Source organism: Bacillus sp. FSL R5-0585 (assembly GCF_038004545.1).
Classification (GTDB): Bacteria; Bacillota; Bacilli; order Bacillales; family Bacillaceae_G; genus Bacillus_A; species Bacillus_A cereus.
Map to the genome: position 1 here is coordinate 1,406,568 of NZ_JBBORJ010000001.1, position 21,758 is coordinate 1,428,325.

Consider the following 21,758-nt stretch of genomic DNA (forward strand, 5'->3'; position numbering starts at 1 on the left):
CCAGGAGGAATTGAAAGGTATGAGAGATCATTTATGTATAGAAAAAAAATGTAGAGAAGTAATAGAATATAATAAAGAGTTTATTGAGGAAAATAGAGTTGAAATTAAAAGTTTAGAAGAAGATGAAAAAAAAGGTATTCAAAGGTATCCTAATGATAATATAAGTATCATAGAAGAATTCTATCAGTCAAATTTTATATACGATTTGGATAATGTTAATGCAAAATATTCCCTAGGAGAAGCTATCCATACAATAGAAGGAGATTTTGACAACGCTCTTATTAATTTGAAGCATATAGGAAAAAAAGAAGTTGGATATTTAAATCTAATTTGGATGATATCTCTAGGGATTTTATTAGAGACGGAGAAAAAGAATCTTGTAAGTTTAGCTAAGCTAGTTGAGAAGGAAAATATGAATGACGCAGTAATTGATTTCCTCTTATATGCTAGTGATATCGGATACACAAAAGTGACGAATAGATATTATAAAGAAAATCCATATGCAAAAACGAGAGAGATTATAGAACTTGCACAAACAGATAAAAAAGAAGCGTCTAAAAGATTGCAAACGTATATGGAGAAAGAATGGTTTAAAGGCCATTATGATTATGAATGGAAAAATGCGCATAAAGAACCTGGATATGTAGGGTATTGGAGCTTTGAGACAGCTGCAATAGTAAAGATACTCGGACTTGATGATACAAGTTTAAAAGATAATAATCATTATCCATATGATTTGGCACATTATAAAAATGAAATGAAATTCAAACATATAGACCTAAGTGAATATCACTATGAAGATGAGACAGAAGAAATCGAGGATATAGTAGAAGGAATTGAACATAATCCTGCACTGGAAAATATTATTCCGCCAAAATGGCATTCATTGGTCAATGAATTGATTCATGACTATGAGAATATGGATGATAGTAGTTTTTATGAAAAATACAAAAAAACGATAGGAATAGGTCAAGTGTGGTTCTTACCACAAGAGTATGAAGAAGAAAATGAGCAAAAAAATCTATTAGGAAGTTTAATTGTGTTTGCCCTGACGGTAAGAGATTATATATTACAATTGGATTATAAAGAGGATTTAGAGGACTACATTGATAATCTTAAAATTTTCTGGAATGGATCAGAAACAAAGTTAATTCAATTTATGTTAGAGAATGATCAAAATTATTATGCATGGGTACCAAAAGAAGCAAACATCCCAAATATGTATGAAGTGAAGATAGAGAGTGTCGATGTAGAGGAAGTTCTATAACGAACAAATCGAAATGGTTTTTATTATATGTAATATTAGAATGCATTTTACTAGTTAATTGAAAACAATGCATGCGTGGCAGAAAAAAGGATGTATTGTTACTAAAAATTAGAGGGAAAGAAGGCTGTTGGATTGAGTTAAGCACCTCATTGTCAATATACGACAATAGGTGCTTTTTTGCGTGCAATGAAGAAAAAATAAAAGATTCATTTTCACTCTATTTCATCTTCGAATTACATGTTATAATTTGGAAAAAAGTATATTCTTAATTTTTAGATAATTAAAAGGTGGTAGATACTATATGAGTACATTAAAGAAAATTACTAATAATATTTCGAAGGTTATTATAGGAAAAGACGAATCGATAGAACTAGCAGCCATTGCTCTAATAGCAAGAGGACACATTTTATTAGAAGATGTACCTGGGACAGGAAAAACAACATTAGCGAAAAGTTTGGCTAAAAGTGTGGACGCTAAATTTCAAAGAATACAATTTACAGCGGATACTTTGCCTGGAGATGTTATTGGCCTTGAATATTTTGATGTGAAGGAATCGGATTTTAAAACGAGGTTAGGTCCTATTTTTGCAAATATCGTATTAGTGGATGAAATTAATCGAGCTGTACCGAGAACACAATCTTCGTTACTTGAGGTTATGGAAGAGCGTACGGTTACAATTGCGAAACAGACCCATTCATTACCAGAACCTTTTTTAGTTATAGCAACGCAAAATCCACTCGAATCAGCGGGCACATTTCCGTTACCAGATGCTCAGTTAGACCGGTTTTTACTCACAATACGCCAAGGTTATCCTACGAGAGAAGCTGAAAAGGAAATGATGAATCGGTTTCAAATGAATGATCCGTTAGAAACGTTACATTCTATTATTTCAAGTGAAGAAATTATTACGATGCAAAAGCGTGCAAGAGAAGTGTTAGTAGGGAATGATGTGCAAGATTATCTCCTTGAAATTATTGAAGCAACTCGTAACCATGAGTTAATTGAAATTGGTGTAAGCCCTCGGGGAACGTTGGCATTTATGAGAGCAATTCAAGCACGGGCAATATTAAATGAAAGAGATTACTGTACGCCAGATGATATTAAGACGCTCGCTGCATCAGTTTGTGCTCATCGTTTAACGTTAACGATTGAGGGAGAGATGAAAACGACGAAAGAACAAATTATGAAAGAAATTCTTCATACGATTAGTGTGCCAGTGGAGAATGTACGATGAATCAACAGCTTGTGTATACACCTTTAGCGGAGCCTTTCGTAATGGGGGTTATGTCAGTTGTAGCCGTTATTTTAAGTGTATTTTCAAGTAATCTACTGTTTTTATCTCTCGTATTTTTATATGTAATTTTAATAGGTGCTATGCATGTATATATATACGTAAAGTATCTCGTGTTGAATGGGAATACAGTCAAGGGAATTCGAATGTTTTTATAGGTGAAACGAATATGTGCAAAATGAAAATTTCAAACAAGTCGATATTTCCTATTCTTAATATCGTATTTCGATTTAAATGTGAAAATAAGCTAACTTGGAGTCATGATGAAATAAACAAAAATCATAGTACAGGTTCAAATTATTATATGAATTTTAATTTAAAAGGAAGGGAGTCAGTTTCATTTGATTTGCAAGCTGTAGCGTTAAAAAGAGGCATCGCGAAATGGGAAGAAGTTGAAATTGTTATTACTGATCTCTTTGGATTTATAACGAACCATATAACATATAAACAAGTTGATACGCCCTCTTATTTAGTCTTACCAGCTGTTCCGAAAATGCAAGTTCCTGAATTACAAGAATGGTCACGAGGATTTCGAAAAGCGATGTCTTCACTCTTATACGATGAAACGAAAGTAATGGGAGTAAAGTCTTATGAAAATGAAGATTTTCGTTCCATCCACTGGAGCGCAACAGCGAAAACAGGGACAATAATTGCGAAAAAGTATGAGCGAACACAATGTGATAAATACGCGATTTATCTCAACTTGCAAAATAAAAGTGGTGTTTCTTTGCGAAATGATATAGAGGAACTAATTGAATTAACAGCAGGTATATGCAAACAACTTCTTATGCAAAACTGTTCGTTTGAAGTATGGATCAATAGTGTAAAAGATAACGGTTTGCTACATATAAAAAATGGGGATAATCGGAAACATTTGCAAAATGTATTAAGGATACTTGCCTCGATATCAGACCAAGATACGCCTATATCTTCTTCTTACTTTTACACAGCAGGCTTTCGTCGAAAGGAACTGGATGCGGTTCCTTTAATTATTGGTACTTCACCAAAGAAATACAGTAGAACGAATAAATGGATTGTAATGAAAGAATAAGAAGGGGCTTATGTCATGGTGAATAAAAAGCGACATATGAAAGTGAAGTTATGGAGTGTGAGAACTTTAATCATACTTTTCTTTGCGATTAGTGCGATAACGTTATCACAAGGTATTGTGTATGTACAAGACATAGTAAAAGAGCGTTTTTTCAGTAAGACTAAGACAATATCGGAAAGAAATTATGACTTTACTAGTATAGGTGAAAATTTTGATGATTCCAAAATAGATGAAGATGAATATGAAGAAGTAAAAGATACGAGTATAAGAACGAAAACGGGTAAAAAATTTCAACCTTTCGAAAGAGAAAGTCTATCGAGTGACGTGCTTTCTGTTCTTTCAAATGTATGGATTACTATAGTTTTTTATGTGATAATCGCAATATTAATTATATATGCCATCTGCAAGTATATTAGGAACAAATTGACGAGAACAGAAATAGTACAGGAGAAAGAATCGATCACAAAGCAAACTGCGGTAAGAAGCATAAAGAATGAAAAAGTCATTCATCAGTTAGAACGGCCGTTACCGACAGATAAGATAAGAAAAACGTTAGTTGAATGGGAAAGAACATTACCATTTCATGAACAGAGAAGGTCCTATGAAACGATACAACAATGGTTAAAAAGAATTTGTAGAACAAGGGATATTATCTCGTTATATGAGTCTGTTCGTTATGGTGAAAAGACGTATACGGATTTAGATGTGGAAGAAATAATGAAGTGGGTAGAGGGAGACGGGAAGGTGGATACATAAATATCCACCTTTTCTATTTTTATACGGAAATTTGATTAACATGAATTATTTTCTTATATGAAACCGTCTTCAAATAGGTAAACAAAATTAACTTTATTTACTTATACTTCATTACATGTTAACCTATACTTAATTTTTATAAATTATAATTAATTTTTGATTTTTTAAGGGTGTGAAAATGTAATGAAATCGGTATTAAAAAGCATACTTAGTTCCTTTGTTTTTTCAGCAGTAGGTATGTGTTGGTTACTGTACGTATTATTCAAAGGAGACGGAGACTGGTTATTGTCTTGGATAGGTGTATTAATGGCATATTTATCTTTATATACTTTAATAGATTTATATTGTAAAAATACATACGATAAAAAAATAAATAAATGGCTTATAAAAACATCGGTGACTAGTTTTAGTTTTGCTGTATTAGGAATCTCATTTTGTATCATACATGAGCTATTAACACCGTGGAGTCTTAGTTTAATGGTGTGGTATTGGTTGCTAATGTTAGTATTATTTTTAACAACTATAATATCATTAATCAGTTTAGTATTTGTTAATCGTAAAAATCACAATTTCACCGTTGGATATAGAATGCTCATACTTCTAAATATATTTCTTACACTAGGACCAGTATTATGGCCGCTATTACTTTCTATTATTGGAAATGGTATGAATGCTAGTGCGGGCTGGTAAAAAGGAATATAAATTAGTTGTGTAAAGAATAGGATGAAAAGTTGATATAGAATTTTAAATGTTTAAGAGAACATGTTTACATAAAAAATGAAAACATGTTCTCTTTTTATTTGCATGCATAACTCTTCCTCAGTTTACCGTATTTAAATTTAAACGTAAGTATTTCGTAAGGAATGGATAAGAAAAAAGAGAGATTTATCATATAGGATGAAAGTATAGCTTGAATCAATCCGATATTAATGGAGGAGAGAAAGCCTTATGAAAAAATGTAATTCAATTAAGTTAGCAAGTTTTGCAGTTTTATTAGCGGGTACTGTTCTATTCACACCTGGTTTTACTGTGACTGCAGAGTCAGCTCAAAATATTTCTAGTTCGTCACAAGTACATGATCAAAAGAATCGTAATGGCTGGAAACAAGTAATGCAGGAAACAGTACAGCTTGGTGCTGTAGGAATATTAGCTAAGGCGTCTAACAACGGAAAAACTAGTAGTTTTACTGCTGGCGTGGCGGACTTAAGTACAAAGAAACCGGTGAATTCGGATTATCGCTTTCGGATTGGTAGTGTGACGAAGACGTTTACTGCGACGACTGTGCTTCAATTAGTAGGAGAAAATCGCTTACAACTTAACGATCCAATTGAAAAGTGGCTACCAGGTCTCGTGCAAGGAAATGGGTATGATGGTAATCAAATTACGATACGACAACTTTTGAATCATACGAGTGGTATCGCTGAATACTTAAAGTCAAAAGACGCGGACATAATGAATTCGAAAAAAACGTATACAGCAGAAGAAATAGTGAAAATAGGCCTTTCGCTGCCTCCAGATTTCTCGCCGGGTAAAGATTGGTTGTATTCAAACACAGGATACGTAATACTAGGAATGCTTATTGAAAAAATAACTGGAAATAGTTATGCGGAAGAAATCGAAAAGCGAATTATTGAACCTTTGGATCTATCAAATACGTTTTTACCAGGAAATTCACCCGTCATCCCAGGAAAGAATCATGCTCGTGGATATGTGAAAATGGAAGGGACAGGCGAGTTCAAAGATATTACGTATTATAATCCGAGTTTAGCTAATGCAGCTGGAGATATGATTTCTAATGCGGATGACTTAAATAAGTTCTTTTCATCTTTACTTGGTGGTAAGTTACTGAAGGAACGCGAGCTAAAAGAAATGCTTACTACAGTTCCTATAGAAGGCAAAGGGGTTGGTGACGCATACGGTCTTGGAATCTATGAGACTAAACTTCCAAACGGTGTTTCAGTTTGGGGGCATGGAGGAGGAATTCCTGGATTTGCAACTTTTGCTGGGGGAGTAATTGGAGGCAAACATACATTAGCTATCAGTCTTAACTCAATAGGTGGGGTCGATATTGTTCCACAGTTAAATAAAATGATGCAAATTGAATTTAATAAATAGATGAAAAGAAAATGAATAGAATTTTGTTATAGTTGTATTTAAAAGAGGTGCTTTTTTAAGTTCGCAACTATGGACAGTAGTTGCATTTATGATATGACATCAAGTGTATTCCAAAGTGAAAATCAATCTTAATGTTTACGACAAAATAAAAAGGATGTCAGTTACATGACATTCTTTTTATTTTGGATAAAAAAGGTATGTGGTTCTGAAAATTGTTATTTTTAAAATTATTAAATATAATGAAGGATATAGGGGCGCCAATAGGGGAGTTATGAATGGGAAATACTTTAGTTAGTTAATTATTTCTCGTTTTAATCAAAATAATTATGAGTTGATTTGGAGTTGAATACAATGGGAGAAAATCATTATAAATGGAGTAATAAACAATTACGAGAACATGTTGAAATAATAGATGGTAAAAGAAGTCCGCACATTTTATGTAAGAACGCAACTTATTTAAATTCCTATATGCGCGAGTGGATGCAAGCAAATATTTGGATCTATGATGACCGGATTGTTTATGTAGGGGAAAAGCTGCCAGTGCAACTGCATGAATGTGAAGTCATTGATTGTGATGGAAAGTATGTAGTTCCAAGTTACATAGAACCTCATGCACATCCATATCAATTATATAATCCTGAAACTTTAGCGAATCATGCGATGCAGTTTGGGACAACAACTTTTATTAATGATAATTTAACTTTATTTTTCACATTAAAGCGTGAAGAAGCATTTCGTTTATTAGATGAATTCAATAAGATTCCAGCAAGTATGTATTGGTGGTGCCGTTTTGATGGACAGACTGAATTGCAAAACGGAGAATCTTTGTTTAATCGTGAAGAAATAATAGAGTGGCTGCAGCATGAAGCGGTTCTTCAAGGCGGCGAGCTAACAGCATGGCCAAAACTATTACATGGCGATGATGAAATGTTAACTTGGGTGCAGGAAACGAAGCGATTGCAAAAGAAAGTAGAAGGACATTTTCCGGGTGCATCTGAAACGACTTTAGCGAAGTTAAAACTGTTAGGTACAGATTGTGATCATGAAGCGATGACAGGGCAGGAAGTTTTCACTCGTCTTATGCAAGGCTACACTGTTTCCCTAAGAAATTCTTCAATCCGCCCAGATTTAGAAGTTTTACTGAAAGAATTGTTGGAACTAGGCGTAAAGCAGTTTGATAGATTCTTTTTTACAACAGACGGCTCACATCCTTCGTTTTATGAGAATGGAATGACAAACGTAATGATTTCTACCGCGATAAAACAAGGAGTGTCAGTAATAGATGCATACCATATGGCAAGTTATAATATTGCTCGCTATTATAATATGGAACATGTACATGGTTCGATTGCGACAGGTAGAATTGCTAATATCAATATTTTAGAAAGTAAAGAAAACCCAGTACCAATCAGTGTCCTTGCAAAGGGAAAATGGGTGAAGCGTGACGGTGTAAATACACATGAAGCATTACATATAGACTGGAGTAAACATAAAGTAACTCCATTATTATTAGATTGGTCAATAGAAAAAGAGGATATGATTTTCTCTAATAAAACGGGGATACACTTATTAAACAACGTTATTACAAAACCATACACTAGTGAAATCAATATAGACTGTGATGAATTGTCCACAGATCATGATGAATGTTTCTTTATGATGATTGCTCGTGATGGCAGTTGGCAAGTGAATATAGCTGTGAAAGGTTTTGCGAAAGAACTAGGTGGGCTTGCTAGCTCTTATTCTGGTACAGGTGACATCATTCTTATCGGAAAAAGAAAAGAAGATATGCTTACAGCTTTTCGTAGAGTAAAAGAGCTCGGTGGTGGAATGGTCATAGCAGAAAACAATGAAGTGTTACACGAAATAGCATTACCATTGCTCGGGATTATGTCTAATTTAAAAATGAGAGAATTAATACAGGAAGAGAAACAGATGGTGAAATTACTACAAGAGCGTGGCTACGCGCATGATGATCCAGCATTTACAATTTTATTCTTTTCTGCGACGCACTTGCCTTTTATACGAGTAACACCTATAGGATTATATGATGTGAAAAGTAGTAAGGTAGTTGCCCCGCCCGTGAATTTGATAAAGCAATATTAAAAGGAAAGATCCTATAAAAATTTTATAGGATCTTTCTCATTATTAGCATAAGAATATTGTAAGCCTCAAATGATATAGTATCTAAATCATTTGAGGTGATATGTAAATATGAAAAAAATATTTTACATTTTAAGCGTATTTATTCTGTGTGTATCGATACAACACGTTGTACATTCCCAATCAGATGCACCAGAATTATCTTCGGATTGTCTCGAAGAAAGAAAAGTTAGAGATGAAAAGCATGTGAAGAATATAATACAGGACATTAAATCCACATTTAATTTAAATATTGATGAACATAGTTTTTGGGAAGTAAGTAAAAGAGATCTGGAGGCTGCTCATTTGATGTATGGTGGAAAGGAAAATGATTCTTATTATAATTCGCTAACTAAAATTTATGATAGTGGTGGATTTAGCGAACAGCCCAGCTTATTTGTGAGGGCGCAAGAAGCATTTTTACTTTATAAAGAAAAAGATAATATCAATGTAATGAAACGCCTAAAACTAGACGTTGAAAAAGGGGAATGGCTCGTTATAAAAACGAAAAAGAAGAAAGGGAAAAAAGTGAAATTCAAGCTGTTGCAATGTGAAAAAGATTATATGAAAAAGAGAAATGAATAACAAAATACTTATTCATACTGTTTTTATTCAACGATATTTTGCTGTTGATGTGAAATAGAAAAAGGTAAACGAACATATTAGCTTTATGGAATATGTTTGTTTACTTTTTTTGAGAGATTTAATAATTGGGGATTATTTACTGGCTAATGAACTTATAATATTCAATGAATTTGTTCTTCATAAACATTAGATTTTGTGTCAAATGATTTATACATTGCCGAACCACCTATGTATATTTTATTCTACAGTATTTATAAAAGAATGTTGGCTATTCATAAGAAATATGATTGGCACGGTTTTTGCTTGTATTACATGTAAGGAAGGGAGATTGTATGTAAGGAATCTGTACTCGTAATAGTATAAAACAAGCTACTATTGCATTATTAATCATAATTGTATTTATAGCGGAACTGTAAATACATACAAATAAGTGGTTTTTTTGGTTTTAAAATTCTGAATTTTCTTTTAAATTATTAGGGGGCAATGGGATGGTTAAATATTCGAAAATTTCTAAGTGGATTCTTGGTGTTGGATTAGTGACAATAACGTGTAATGGTTTGCAAATTCAAGCAGAGACAAAAGAGAAAAATGTGAAGAACGTATTACAAATGGAGCCGGTAGGAATACAGAAATCTGTTGATGAATTGGCGCACCCTTCAAAAGTACAAGAAAATGCATCTTTTACAAAACGGTTAAAATTAGCGGATTTATCGCAACGTCCACTAGCACCAACCGATAATATTAAACCGTTAGCTGAAGAAAAAAAGTATTCGATGGCTGAGTTAAATCAATTAAATAACAAACAATTAACTGATCTTCTTGTGACAATTAAATGGTATCAAATTCCAGAATTATTTCAGTTTAATAGTGATAGTCTTAAATTCTATCAAGATGATAGCCGAATGCAAGCGATTATTAATAAACTAGCAGAACAAGGACAAGCTTATACGCAAGATGATTCAAAAGGGATTGAAACATTAGTAGAAGCTCTACGTGCAGCGTTTTATTTAGGTTTTTACCATGATGAATTAAGCAAACTAAATGAGCGTAGCTACCATGATAAATGTTTACCAGCTTTAAAAACAATTGCAAAAAATCCAAATTTCAAACTTGGTACATCAGAACAAAATAAAGTAATTGCATCATATGGAAAATTAATTGGAAATGCATCAGCAGATGTTGAAACGGTTTTATATGCAGGTGAAATTTTTAAACAATATAACGATAATCTTGCAACTTTCATTGAAGACCGAACAAAAGGAGACGCTATATATGAGTTGATGAAGGGAATTGACTTTGATATTCAGACGGATATGTACACGACTGGAAAAGAGCCAAAAGATACGATGTGGTTTCGAAATATTGATAACTTTATTAATGAAATAAATCGTTTTGCACTACTTGGTACAGTAACAAATAAAAACGGATGGTTAATTAATAATGGAATTTACTATGCTGGCCGATTGGGCAAGCTTCATAGCACGCCCACAAAAGGACAACAAGTTGTTACAGATGCAATGCGAATTTATCCATATTTAGGAGAGCAATACTTTGTTGCGGCAGAACAAATTACTACAAATTATGGAGGAATAGATGCGAATGGAAAAACTGTAAATTTAGATCAAATTCGAGAAGAGGGTAAAAAGAAATATTTACCGAAAACGTATACGTTTGATGATGGTGCAATTGTCTTTAAAGCTGGGGATAAAGTTAGCGAAGAGAAAATTAAACGTCTATACTGGGCGGCAAAAGAGGTGCGTTCTCAATTTTATCGTACAGTTGGTAGCGATAAACCACTTGAAAGTGGACATGCTGATGATGTGTTAACGATGGTTATTTATAATAGCCCAGATGAGTATCAATTTAATCGTCAACTGTACGGATATGAAACGAATAATGGTGGGATTTATATTGAAGGGACAGGAACTTTCTTTACATATGAACGTACACCAGAGCAAAGTATTTATAGTCTGGAAGAATTGTTCCGCCATGAATTTACGCACTACTTACAGGGAAGGTACGAAGTTCAGGGATTATGGGGCCAAGGGGAAATGTATCAAAATGAACGTTTAACATGGTTTGAAGAAGGGAATGCAGAGTTCTTTGCAGGTGCAACGCGATTAGATAGTGTAGTACCGCGAAAAAGTATAATTGGTGGGTTATCTAATGATCCTGCAAAACGTTATACAGCATCACAAACATTAAATGCGAAATATGGAACGTGGGATTTTTATAATTATTCGTTTGCACTGCAATCATATATGTATAATAAGCGCCCAGAAATGTTCGATAAAGTACATGATTTAATTCGCGCAAATGATGTTTCAAGTTACGATGCATACCGTGCTACATTAAGCAAAGATAATAAGTTAAATGAAGAATATCAATCTTATATGCAAATGCTTATTGATAATCGTGATAAGTATACAATTCCACAAGTATCAGATGAGTATTTAACTCAGCATGATCCAAAATCGCTTTCGGACGTTACTTCAGATATTACGAATGAAGCGAAATTAAAAGATGTGAAAGTAACAAAGAATACATCACAATTCTTTAATACATTTACACTACAGGGGACATATACAGGAAGTGCGGCTAAAGGAGAAGTTGAGGACTGGAAAGTGATGAATGAAGCAACGAATGATATGTTGAAACGTCTTTCAGGAAAAGAGTGGACTGGATATAAAACATTGACTGCTTATTTTGTAAATTACCGTGTAAATAATGCTGGGCAATTTGAATATGATGTTGTGTTTAGCGGAGTGAATACGGAAGAAGGTACGGCTGTAGAAAAAGAACCAAATAATTCATTTGAAACAGCAAACCCACTATCTTTGAATATTTTGTTAAGAGGAACCTTGAGCGATCAAGATCAGGGGGATAAATTTGTTATTGATGTAAAGGATCAAAAAGATTTACAAATTTCTGTTACGAACGAACAAAATCTTGGACTGAACTGGGTATTATATTCTGAATCAGATTTAAATAATTATGTAGCTTATGCAACAAAACGTGATGGAAACAAATTGCTTGGAAATTATAATGCAAAGCCAGGGAAATATTACTTAAGTGTATATAAGTATGGTGGTGGAACAGGGAATTATACGGTACAAGTAAAATAGTTTACTATAGTTTGTTTTGAAAGGCTACTTATCGCATTTTTTAGCGAAATAAAGTATGTAATGTTAAACATTAAACTAAGCCAACATATCCCTGTTCTAATTATAGAACAGGGATATGTTGGCTTTATATTTTCAAATTAAATAACCTCATTGGATTTTGATAAGAAAATAATTAATATAGATTTGAATTCTTATTCGTAAAGCATGTTTTAATCTTCTTAATGCTCTTTCATTTTTGTCTCAATGCTTGTTTTCAAATCAGTTGATACTTGATTGAAATACCCCAAAACGATCTCCCTAATATCATCGGATATAACTTTCAAATCACTAGCTAAGTTTTCAGCGAGATGTTCTTTTTCTATTGGCTGTAACTTCGTATAAAATTCACCAGCCTGCGTAAAGTCATCCTGTTTCATTATAGAAGTTCTTTCAAGTTTACCTTCAACGTACCTTCCTTCACCGGTTGTAATTTGATTAGCAGGTGTCCAATCTTGCTGCTGGTTAATCGTTAATTTGCGAAATTCTGGACCAATTCTTCTTCTTTGTGAATCACTGTAAATGTTAGCGCGCCCTTGCAGCATTTTATCATCTGATAGTTCTGCACCATCCAGTAAATTAGAAGGAGAGAATGCGACCTTTTCTACTTGTTCCATAAAATTTTCAGGATTTTTATTTAATACCATTTTCCCGACTGGTATGAGAGGATACGTCTGTTCATCCCATACTTTTGTGTCATCTAAAGGATCATAAGAAAGGTGCGCTTCATCTTTCGGATCCATGAGCTGGACGTATAAACCATACTCCACTGGTTTACCATTTTCAATAGCATCATATAAATCTTTCCCGCTATAATCAGGATTTTCAGCAGCTAATTTAATTGCTTCTTTACTAGTAATGTACTGTACACCTTCAAATGGGTACCAATGATACTTTACATACTTTCGATTACCTTCCGCATTTCTCCATACATATGTATTAACACTATGTCCTGGAATGTGGCGAAGACTTTTGGCCGTACCATTATTAGAGTATAAACGGACAACAAAATGAATAGATTCAGGTGCTTTAGCGACAAAACTCCAAAATCTATTAGGGTCTATTAAGTTATTTTTAGGTGAAGGCAATAATGCTTGAATCGTTTCAGGGAAACGCATCGGATCACGAACAGAAAAAACAGGAATGTGATTACATAAAAGGTCAAAAATGCCTTCTTTTGAATAAAATTTTGTGGAAAAACCGCGTACATTTCTAGCAGTATCCGGTGTTCCTTTCGTACTAACAGCTAACGAAAATCGAACCATAACAGGAACTTTCTCATTAGAATTTTGTAAAAAACTTAATTTAGTATGTTCAGACATCGAATATATCGTTTGAAAATAACCGAACGCACCAAATCCTTTTACATGAACAGGTCTTTCTAAAATTTTTTCATGAATAAATTGTTGTAATGATTCATGCAGTACACTATCTTGCTCTAGTACGGGTCCACGTGAACCAACTGTTTGAGAGTGAAATTTAGCTGGTTCAGTAAGTTCTCGATGTTTATTAAAGTCTTCTTCTAATAATTCTTTCCTATGTTTATCATATTTTTCATTCATCGATATAGCCTCCAAATTTTTTCGTCGATTGTTACTAAATATGATTTTATAGTCTCGATTATGTATGACATACAAAGTTCAAAGCAGTAACATACCGCTAGATGAAAAAAACACATATGTAGTGGACCTGTTGAAATAGAAGAAATTATGGAAAAATGAATATCGGGAAGAGAAAGCACACGTTTTAATAAAAAATGTGGAAGAAAACCACTATTAAAATTTCAATCTTAAAACTTAATTTACAAACGATTATATAGAGAATAAACGTTAAAAAAGGAAAAATAACTAGGAGGAATTTAACATGTCGGATTGGTTTCAATTAGATAAAGAATATATGATGTCTACATATTGTCGGACAGAGGTTGCAATGGAAAGAGGAGAAGGATGTAAACTATATGATGTAGATGGTAAAGAGTATTTAGATTTATTTTCTGGCGTAGGAGTAAATGTACTAGGATACAATCATCCTAAAATTGTACAAACGACAATGGAGCAAGTTGTGAAATCGTTGCATTTACCGTTTCATTTCTTAAACCCAGTTGCAATTGAGTATGCAAAGAAATTAGTAGAGTGTACTTTAAAAAGCGGAAAAGTCTTTTTTACAAACTCTGGTACGGAAGCGACAGAAACGACATTAAAATTAATTGATAAATATAGATCTATTGCGACTGAAGAGCGTGACGGAGTAGTTGTGTTAAAAGATAGTTTTCACGGGAGGACGTTAGGGGCACTACATTTTACGAGACAAGAAAAGGTATATCAAAATTTCCCTAAAACATCTATTCCTGTATACGAAGTAGAGCGTGAGAATATAGACCAATTAGAGGAGACCATTATTAAAGAAAAACCAATTGCGATTATGCTAGAGCCTGTTTTAGGAAGTGGGGGAATTTATCCTTTATCAAGTGAATATTTGCATGGCGTTCAAAACTTATGTGAGAAATACAATCTACTACTTATCGTTGATGAAATTCAAAGTGGTATGGGGAGAACCGGGAAACTGTTTGCGTATCAAAATTTTAATATCACACCGGACATTATTCAAATTGGTAAAGGAGCAGGAGGCGGGATACCGCTAGGAGGAATTATTGTAGGTGAAAAGCTATGTGATGTATTTGCACCTGGAGATCATGGAACAACATTTGCTCATTCATCAATGGGAACGGCTTTAGGGTTAACGGTATTAAACACATTGATTGAAGAAGGTTTAATGCACGAAGCGTATGAAACGTCACTATATTTAAATGATAAATTACAAGAAATTCAGAAAGAAAATTCTTATTATATTCAGGAAGTACGTCATGCTGGTATGATGTTTGGAATTAGTTTAAATGATACAAATGAAAATGTGAAAAAATTACAGGTAGAGCTAATGGAGAAAGGGATATTAGTTGACGTAACACAAGGGAATATCATCCGTTTACTTCCGCCATATATAATTACAAAAGAAGAAATTGATATATTTATTACTCAATTTATTACTTGTATGGATAAGGTTGCTACTGTAGTAAGTGCTTAAAAATTAAAAGCTATATTTTATATAAAGTGCACTCTAATTGTTGGGGATAGTTTACAATTGGAGTGCATTTTTTATAGTTGAATTTTGTAAAATACAGTCGTTTGTATATGATAACGGAAAAATAGAAGGAATTTCGTTATATTTGAGTGGTGAAGAAAAGGGAAAGTATAAAGATAGTAGATAAAGCGGGTGGTTTAAATAGCTAATGATAGAACGTTTTGAAAATAATAGCATACGAATATATATATGATAAGAATGAGGTGATATATTGGAAAATAATGATATTCAATTTACTTCTTTACAAATGCGAACTGATAGATTTGGGTGGGCTGGTATTCAATATACAAATAAAAAGCAAGCCATCTTATATACTCGAAACGGAGGAGTAGAATGGGATGTTGTTAACCCTCTAAATTCAATTGTAATATTTGGATATCCAATAAATGCTCGAAGCTCTTGGGCATATGGTTTAACAAAAAAGAATGATGATTTATTACCCGCTATATTTTATACAGTTAATAGAGGGGAAAGATGGAGTGAGTTTATATTACCAATTGAAGAAGAGTGGGAGAAATCGACGGATGTTCAAGTACAATTGCATGCCACTAATATGGATAGTATATGGATTGTACTATCTAGAAAGCTTGCATCAAATAAATTTGAACATAATTTATACTATTTGAAAACGAAAGGGAAAGTATGGAAAGTAATAAAAAATATAAGTATTCGTGATAGTATTTTAGGGATAACATTTATAAATGATCTAATTGGGTTTATTTCATTACAAAAACATTATGAAACATCAACGGTATTTAAAACAATAAATGGTGGGGAAAGTTGGCATCCTATAAAAGATATTCCAAGTCTTGAAGGAATTAATAATGAGACTACTATGGCTTATAAAGCAATCTATAAAAATAACTTGTTAGTAATACCAACTAAAATGAATAATGATGTATTTTTAATGAATTACTCATTTGATAAGGGGAATTCGTGGCATATTTCAAATAAAACAATAAATACTAGTAAAGCGGCTGTTTCTTTTTTTAGTTCCTATTATGGCTGGGTTATAAATAGTGAACATGGAAGTGTATATCAAATAATAAAAAAAGGAGCAAAATGGATAAAGGTATCAAGTAATCCATTGTTGAAAAATGTATTTTGTTTACATTTTTTTAATCGGCGTAAAGGTTGGGCTTGTAATAAAAAAGAAATATTTACTACAACGGATAGAGGTATAACATGGAAAAAGGTTGTATATAAAATTAATGATATTTATAAATTAGTGTAAAAGAGTCCTAAAGAAATTAGGACTTTTTTTATTTTTAAATGGTGAGAGTTGTAACAGACAACGATAAGAGGAGGGATACAAGTGTAGAGATTATATTTTCAAAAATAGACGTTTGTTTTCACACAGTATAATTCACTTTTGAATATGTTAATAAAGTAGCAAATTCATAGGGAATGGTAATACTTAATATTTTATGTCACATGATGTGTAAAGGGGGCGTGTAATGAAATCGTTAACGGTTATTATTTTGTATAGTGAAAGAGAGCAAATATTAGAAGAGTCAATTCAATCTATATGGAAGCTAAATCCTCTTGAAATTATAATTTTCGTTCCTAACGATAGAAGTAATTTGTATGAAATAGCAAAGAAACATAAATGCCATATTGTTTTGATGGATAAATATAGTACGTATTATGATGGGTATGAAGCTTCTGTAAAGGCAGCAAAAGGAGATGTATTGTTATTTGTAGATAGTAATTTTTTATTATCTTCAACTGAAATGAAGAATTTTATTGAGCCAGTTGTTACAAATCAGGCTGATGTAGTATTAAACAAAATAGATAAATTCATAGAAGTTGGTAAATGTCCGAATATGGATATTGTTTGGAGAAAAATGTTAAATGAAATTTTAAGTCGACCAGATTTAAAAAGCAATTCAATACTTTCATTACCATATGCACTTACGAAAGAAGTAGTGGTAAATATCGGGTTTGATTATATAAAAGATATCGTTCTAGCTCATATGAACATAGTGAATCAAGGCTGGCGGATTAACAATCAATATGCAATAAGAACGTTATCTAAAGATGAAATGTTCGAAGAAGAAGGGTATTTATTTAAAAAAGAATTATTAGAAAATGAAAAAGAGAAAGTAGAAAAATATTTAATTGGTATATCCAAATGGATAGAGAAAAAGGGAAGAAGAGTAGGGTTTACTGATGCAGGAAAAAGAAGAGATATTATTCAAAGATTAGGTGAAAGCAAGCAGTATCCTTCGTATCATCGAGGCTGGGGAATGCATTCTTCAATTTATAACGGGAAACAACTTTCTGTCATTATACCAGTACAAAATGAAGAAGAGACTATAGAACAAGTAATACTTGAGGCGAGAAAAATAGAACCACTAGAAATCATCGTCGTTGTAAATGGTTCGACAGATCAAACGGCTAATATTGCTAAAAGACTTGGTGTTACTATTATTGAATATAACGAAAGACTTGGTCATAATGTTGGACGTGCTATTGGAGCGCTTGAAGCTACAGGAGATATTCTTTTATTTATTGATGGTGATTTTAGTGTTTCAGGAAGTAATTTGCATCATTTTACAAAAGCAGTTTCAGCTGGTGTAGACATAGCATTAAATGATTTGAATCCGATGTTACACCCTCCGTTTTATGTTGTAGACGTCGTAAAATATATGCTTAATTTAGCATATAATCGTCCAGAATTAAGCAATGGCTCATTAGTAGCAATTCCACATGCTATGAGTAGATCATGTTTAGATGCAATAGGCTGGGAAAGCTTACTATGCCCTAGTCTTGCACAAGTAAAAGCTATATTACAAGGGTATAGAGTAGAATGTGTACATTACGTTGATGTTGTAAAACCGAATAGAATTCGTTTAATGGAGAATGTAAGTCACAATGGACATCCTCCGGCAGTATTAAGAATAATTGGTGATCACGTTGAAGCTCTCTCTTACTTAATAGAACATCTTGAAATAGATGGAAAGGGTGATTAAACTGTTAGACCAGTACAAAAAAATTAACATTTCATATGAACAATTATGGCAAATGGATTTTCAAATTACAGAACCATTTATACTCAAGGTTGATTGGGATAAAGTAACGTATGAATTTTTAATTCGTATTAAACCCGATGCTTCTAACACTATTGTTTTTGGATCCGGAGCAGGTGGGTTTCAAGAACAGCCAATTGGTCCACCTATTTTTCATCGACATTCTTGGATGGATGAATTTGAAGATACTGTCATATATTATAATGACCCTACGTTATATCTTGGAAAATTATCTTTAGGCTGGGGACAGGGAGAGTTAAATAGATTTTATTTACAAGATATAGCAAATATTTTAGAAATAGTATTTGCAAAGTTAAAAGTTGATTCGAAAAATGTGTTGTTTTATGGCAGTTCCGGGGGAGGATTTATGTCTTTAATTTTAGCTGGATTCGTTAAGGGCTCCACAGCTTTCATTAATAATCCTCAAACAAATTTATTAAAATGGATACCTGTACCAATAAATCTAGTTTTCGATTTGTCTTATCCAAATTTATCAAGAGAAGAAGTTGAGGAGAAATTTGGCGAAAGAATTAATGTTGTGAAATTTTTTAATCACATTAAATATGTACCGAATATTTATTTTTTGCAAAATTTCGCGTGTGAATTTGATGTTCAAAATCATTTGCTACCATTTATTTCCGAATTAGAGCAACTTGATAAAGACACGAAAGTAAATCAAATTATAATTGACTTATATTTTGATAAAAAAGCAGGGCATGCAGCTGTAGGTAAGAGTGAAACAATTGAATATATAAAAAAAGTAAAACCTAATCAGACTGTAAAAGAAGAACAAAAAGAAGTAGACCTATCAGTCGTTATAGTTTTAGGAGAAGATAAATCAAAATTGAATCAAATTTTAAATAAAGTGCAGCATATAAAACCACTAGAAATAATTATTGTATCTGATGATAGAATGAGTGCGATACAATCTATACCAACATTTGTTGAAAGTAACGTTGTTGTGATTGAGGAGAAAAGTAAACGGAAAGCACCAGTTCATGGGGCAAAAATCGCCAATGGTGATGTAGTCTTATTTTTAGATGGGGAAGATGTTATTTTTTCGGTAGAATTAGAGCGATTTATAGAACCACTACTAAAAAAGGAACAGGATGTAATTTTAAATAATATAGACTCGGTTTGTTTTGAAAAGATGAGAGTAGAATGGCCAAGCATTGCTATGGTGTATAGAAAAATAGTAAACGATGTATTGGGGCGTATGGATTTAAAATATGATTCGATGTTATCTATGCCATATGCTATTACTAAAAAAGCAATTGAAGACATTGGATATGATATCTTGCAGAACCCTATTCTGTCCCAAGTAACTCTTATTGAGAAAGGGTGGCGACTACAATCCTCGTCAGCCATCACTAACACCTCCTTGAATAATATGCCTGCAAACAAAACCTCTTTCTATAAAAATGGATTAACTAAATTAGAAGTATATGAGATTAAAGAAAATATAAAAGCTTTGGAGAGTTGGTTACAACGAAAAGATGATAGAGGTAATTATACAGATGGAGGAAGAAAAAGAGAAATTATAGAGCAGTTAAAAAAACAAAAGAATTATTCACGTTTCCATAAAGGATGGGGAATGAATTCCTCTATTTATAATGGAAAACAGTTATCAATTATTATACCAGCACAAAATGAAGAATCAACGATTAAAGAAGTTATTCTTGAGGCAAGAAAAATTGAACCAAAAGAAATAATTGTTGTCATTAATGGGTCAACAGATCAAACAGAAGCAATTGCTAAGCAATCAGGGGCAACAGTAATTGTTTATGAAGAAAGATTAGGGCATGATGTAGGACGGGCAATTGGTGCACAAGAAGCGACAGGAGATATACTTCTCTTTATTGATGCTGATTTTGCTATTCCAGCAAAAGATCTTCATCCGTTAACGCAAGCTGTTGCGGATGGTGTTGATATGGTTTTAAATGATTTAAATTTAAATCTTAGATTTCCTCTATACATTGTAAATTTATATAAATATATGTTGAATATTGCCTGTAACCGTAAAGATTTAGGGGTAGGATCTACAATTGCTGTTCCCCATGCTATTAGTAGAAAATGTTTAGAGGGAATTGGCTGGGACACTCTTCACACAGCGTGTGTTGCACAAGTAAAGGCAATATTAGAAGGGTATAAAGTCGAATGTGTCCATTTTGTAGATGTAATGAAACCAAATCGTATTCGTCCAAATGAACACTTCGCAACAGTAGGACATCCACCAGCTGTATTGAGAATTACCGGTGATCATGTAGAAGGGTTTTCTTATTTACTAAAGAATAGGGATTTTAAAGATTTATTTTAATTTGGAAGCTACTTTATTAATCGGCTTGAAATAGCAACGGATAAAGTATGAGTTACGTATTGGAATAAAAACAAAATTTTTAAAATTGCTTTTTTAATTCAGTGTAAGTGAAAAGTAAAAACCTCTTCAAATACATGAAGAAGTTTTTACTTTTTTATTTCAATTTATTATAAGTATATAAAGTAAAGAGTAAATAAAGCAGTAACGGAATTAACTTAATATTAGATGCAAGAAAGGAGAGAATACCTTTTTTACATCAATAAAAGGTATTTTAAGATTTATTTAGAAACTAAAGTCAATCCAAATGGTGGTGCAGAAATATTCGTAAGGTGCAATGATGAAAGTTTGTCTAATTTTAATGTAATACCATTTAGCGCATGTATTTCTATTGCAGTGAAAGATGATTTGAGTTTCTTAGTTAATTTAGATAGTTTAATCAAACGTTAATTGCCTATAAAACGAATAGTAAAATAGCATCTAATTTATAAATATTAGTACGAGAGTCGTGTCCGAATTTAATCAACTGCATATATTGTTAAAGGAAAGGAGGGAGAGTTATGGCATGTATTACGAATAATGTTTGTTTAGATGTGTGTCTTAAAATTACAATTACCCCTGGTAGTGGAATTGATGCAGTAGTAGATTGTGGAGGCGAATGTGGGACAAGTCCTACAATTATAATTAATCCTAGTGGATCAATTGTTATTACTTTACCATTAGTTGCATGTTTCTCAATTGGACTAAATGATGATTTAAGTGTTGAATCTTCATTAACAAGCCTTTCTTTTCAAACTTCTTAAGAAGATACAGAAATGAAAAACCTGCCTTCTACTTTTCTTTTGAGTTGATGTAAAAATAAAAAAGATGGTTACAACCCATCTTTTTTATTCTGTCATATATTAA

The 21,758-nt window shown here is 32.7% G+C and carries 15 protein-coding genes and 1 pseudogene; 15 read left to right on the plus strand and 1 reads right to left on the minus strand.

What is annotated here, in order from left to right:
* Positions 1–19: 19 nt before the first annotated feature.
* The 9 genes and pseudogenes from MKY38_RS07315 to colA all read left to right on the plus strand — a co-directional run bounded on the left by MKY38_RS07315 (position 20) and on the right by colA (position 12,332).
* The gene (locus MKY38_RS07315; RefSeq protein WP_078384928.1) at positions 20–1,267 is read left to right on the plus strand and encodes a PoNi-like cognate immunity protein; all 1,248 of its coding nucleotides are present in this window, start codon (positions 20–22) and stop codon (positions 1,265–1,267) included.
* A 301-nt stretch (positions 1,268–1,568) separates the two neighbouring features.
* Positions 1,569–2,501, plus strand: a complete 933-nt coding sequence (locus tag MKY38_RS07320) for an AAA family ATPase (RefSeq protein WP_000105661.1) — start codon at positions 1,569–1,571, stop codon at positions 2,499–2,501.
* Positions 2,498–3,609: pseudogene (locus MKY38_RS07325) on the plus strand (DUF58 domain-containing protein). The gene MKY38_RS07320 and the pseudogene MKY38_RS07325 overlap by 4 nt, the downstream one beginning before the upstream one ends.
* A gap of 15 nt (positions 3,610–3,624) precedes the next feature.
* The gene (locus tag MKY38_RS07330) at positions 3,625–4,365 is read left to right on the plus strand and encodes a hypothetical protein (protein ID WP_065224569.1); all 741 of its coding nucleotides are present in this window, start codon (positions 3,625–3,627) and stop codon (positions 4,363–4,365) included.
* 183 nt (positions 4,366–4,548) lie between these two features.
* Positions 4,549–5,055, plus strand: a complete 507-nt coding sequence (locus MKY38_RS07335) for a DUF3902 family protein (RefSeq protein WP_065224568.1) — start codon at positions 4,549–4,551, stop codon at positions 5,053–5,055.
* 258 nt (positions 5,056–5,313) lie between these two features.
* Positions 5,314–6,480, plus strand: a complete 1,167-nt coding sequence (locus MKY38_RS07340; protein WP_016124771.1) for a serine hydrolase domain-containing protein — start codon at positions 5,314–5,316, stop codon at positions 6,478–6,480.
* Positions 6,481–6,831: 351 nt separating this feature from the next.
* A complete protein-coding gene (locus MKY38_RS07345) occupies positions 6,832–8,586 on the plus strand; it encodes an adenine deaminase (RefSeq protein WP_341048554.1) in 1,755 nt (584 codons plus the stop codon).
* 108 nt (positions 8,587–8,694) lie between these two features.
* On the plus strand, positions 8,695–9,207 hold the full coding sequence (locus tag MKY38_RS07350; protein WP_000719372.1) for a hypothetical protein: 513 nt from the start codon (positions 8,695–8,697) through the stop codon (positions 9,205–9,207).
* Between the two features lie 488 nt (positions 9,208–9,695).
* Complete coding sequence (gene colA, locus MKY38_RS07355; protein WP_065224565.1) at positions 9,696–12,332, plus strand: collagenase ColA; 2,637 nt, start codon at positions 9,696–9,698, stop codon at positions 12,330–12,332.
* 218 nt (positions 12,333–12,550) lie between these two features.
* On the opposite strand, the gene MKY38_RS07360 is transcribed toward colA, so the two are convergent.
* On the minus strand, positions 12,551–13,930 hold the full coding sequence (locus tag MKY38_RS07360) for a catalase (protein WP_001003610.1): 1,380 nt from the start codon (positions 13,928–13,930) through the stop codon (positions 12,551–12,553).
* A 301-nt stretch (positions 13,931–14,231) separates the two neighbouring features.
* Here MKY38_RS07360 and MKY38_RS07365 point away from each other — a divergent pair, with 301 nt between their 5' ends.
* The 6 genes from MKY38_RS07365 to MKY38_RS07385 all read left to right on the plus strand — a co-directional run bounded on the left by MKY38_RS07365 (position 14,232) and on the right by MKY38_RS07385 (position 21,655).
* Positions 14,232–15,449: an aspartate aminotransferase family protein gene (locus MKY38_RS07365; RefSeq protein WP_078385382.1), complete on the plus strand. Its 1,218-nt coding sequence runs from the start codon at positions 14,232–14,234 to the stop codon at positions 15,447–15,449.
* A 268-nt stretch (positions 15,450–15,717) separates the two neighbouring features.
* On the plus strand, positions 15,718–16,740 hold the full coding sequence (locus MKY38_RS07370) for a hypothetical protein (RefSeq protein ID WP_341048561.1): 1,023 nt from the start codon (positions 15,718–15,720) through the stop codon (positions 16,738–16,740).
* 223 nt (positions 16,741–16,963) lie between these two features.
* A complete protein-coding gene (locus tag MKY38_RS07375; protein WP_078385384.1) occupies positions 16,964–18,481 on the plus strand; it encodes a glycosyltransferase family 2 protein in 1,518 nt (505 codons plus the stop codon).
* Between the two features lie 52 nt (positions 18,482–18,533).
* Positions 18,534–20,855, plus strand: a complete 2,322-nt coding sequence (locus tag MKY38_RS07380) for a glycosyltransferase (RefSeq protein WP_114555556.1) — start codon at positions 18,534–18,536, stop codon at positions 20,853–20,855.
* A 225-nt stretch (positions 20,856–21,080) separates the two neighbouring features.
* Complete coding sequence (locus MKY38_RS29275; protein WP_070179862.1) at positions 21,081–21,302, plus strand: hypothetical protein; 222 nt, start codon at positions 21,081–21,083, stop codon at positions 21,300–21,302.
* 110 nt (positions 21,303–21,412) lie between these two features.
* Positions 21,413–21,655 (plus strand): hypothetical protein, encoded by a 243-nt coding sequence (locus MKY38_RS07385; RefSeq protein ID WP_065224560.1) that lies wholly within the window; start codon positions 21,413–21,415, stop codon positions 21,653–21,655.
* Positions 21,656–21,758 lie beyond the last annotated feature (103 nt).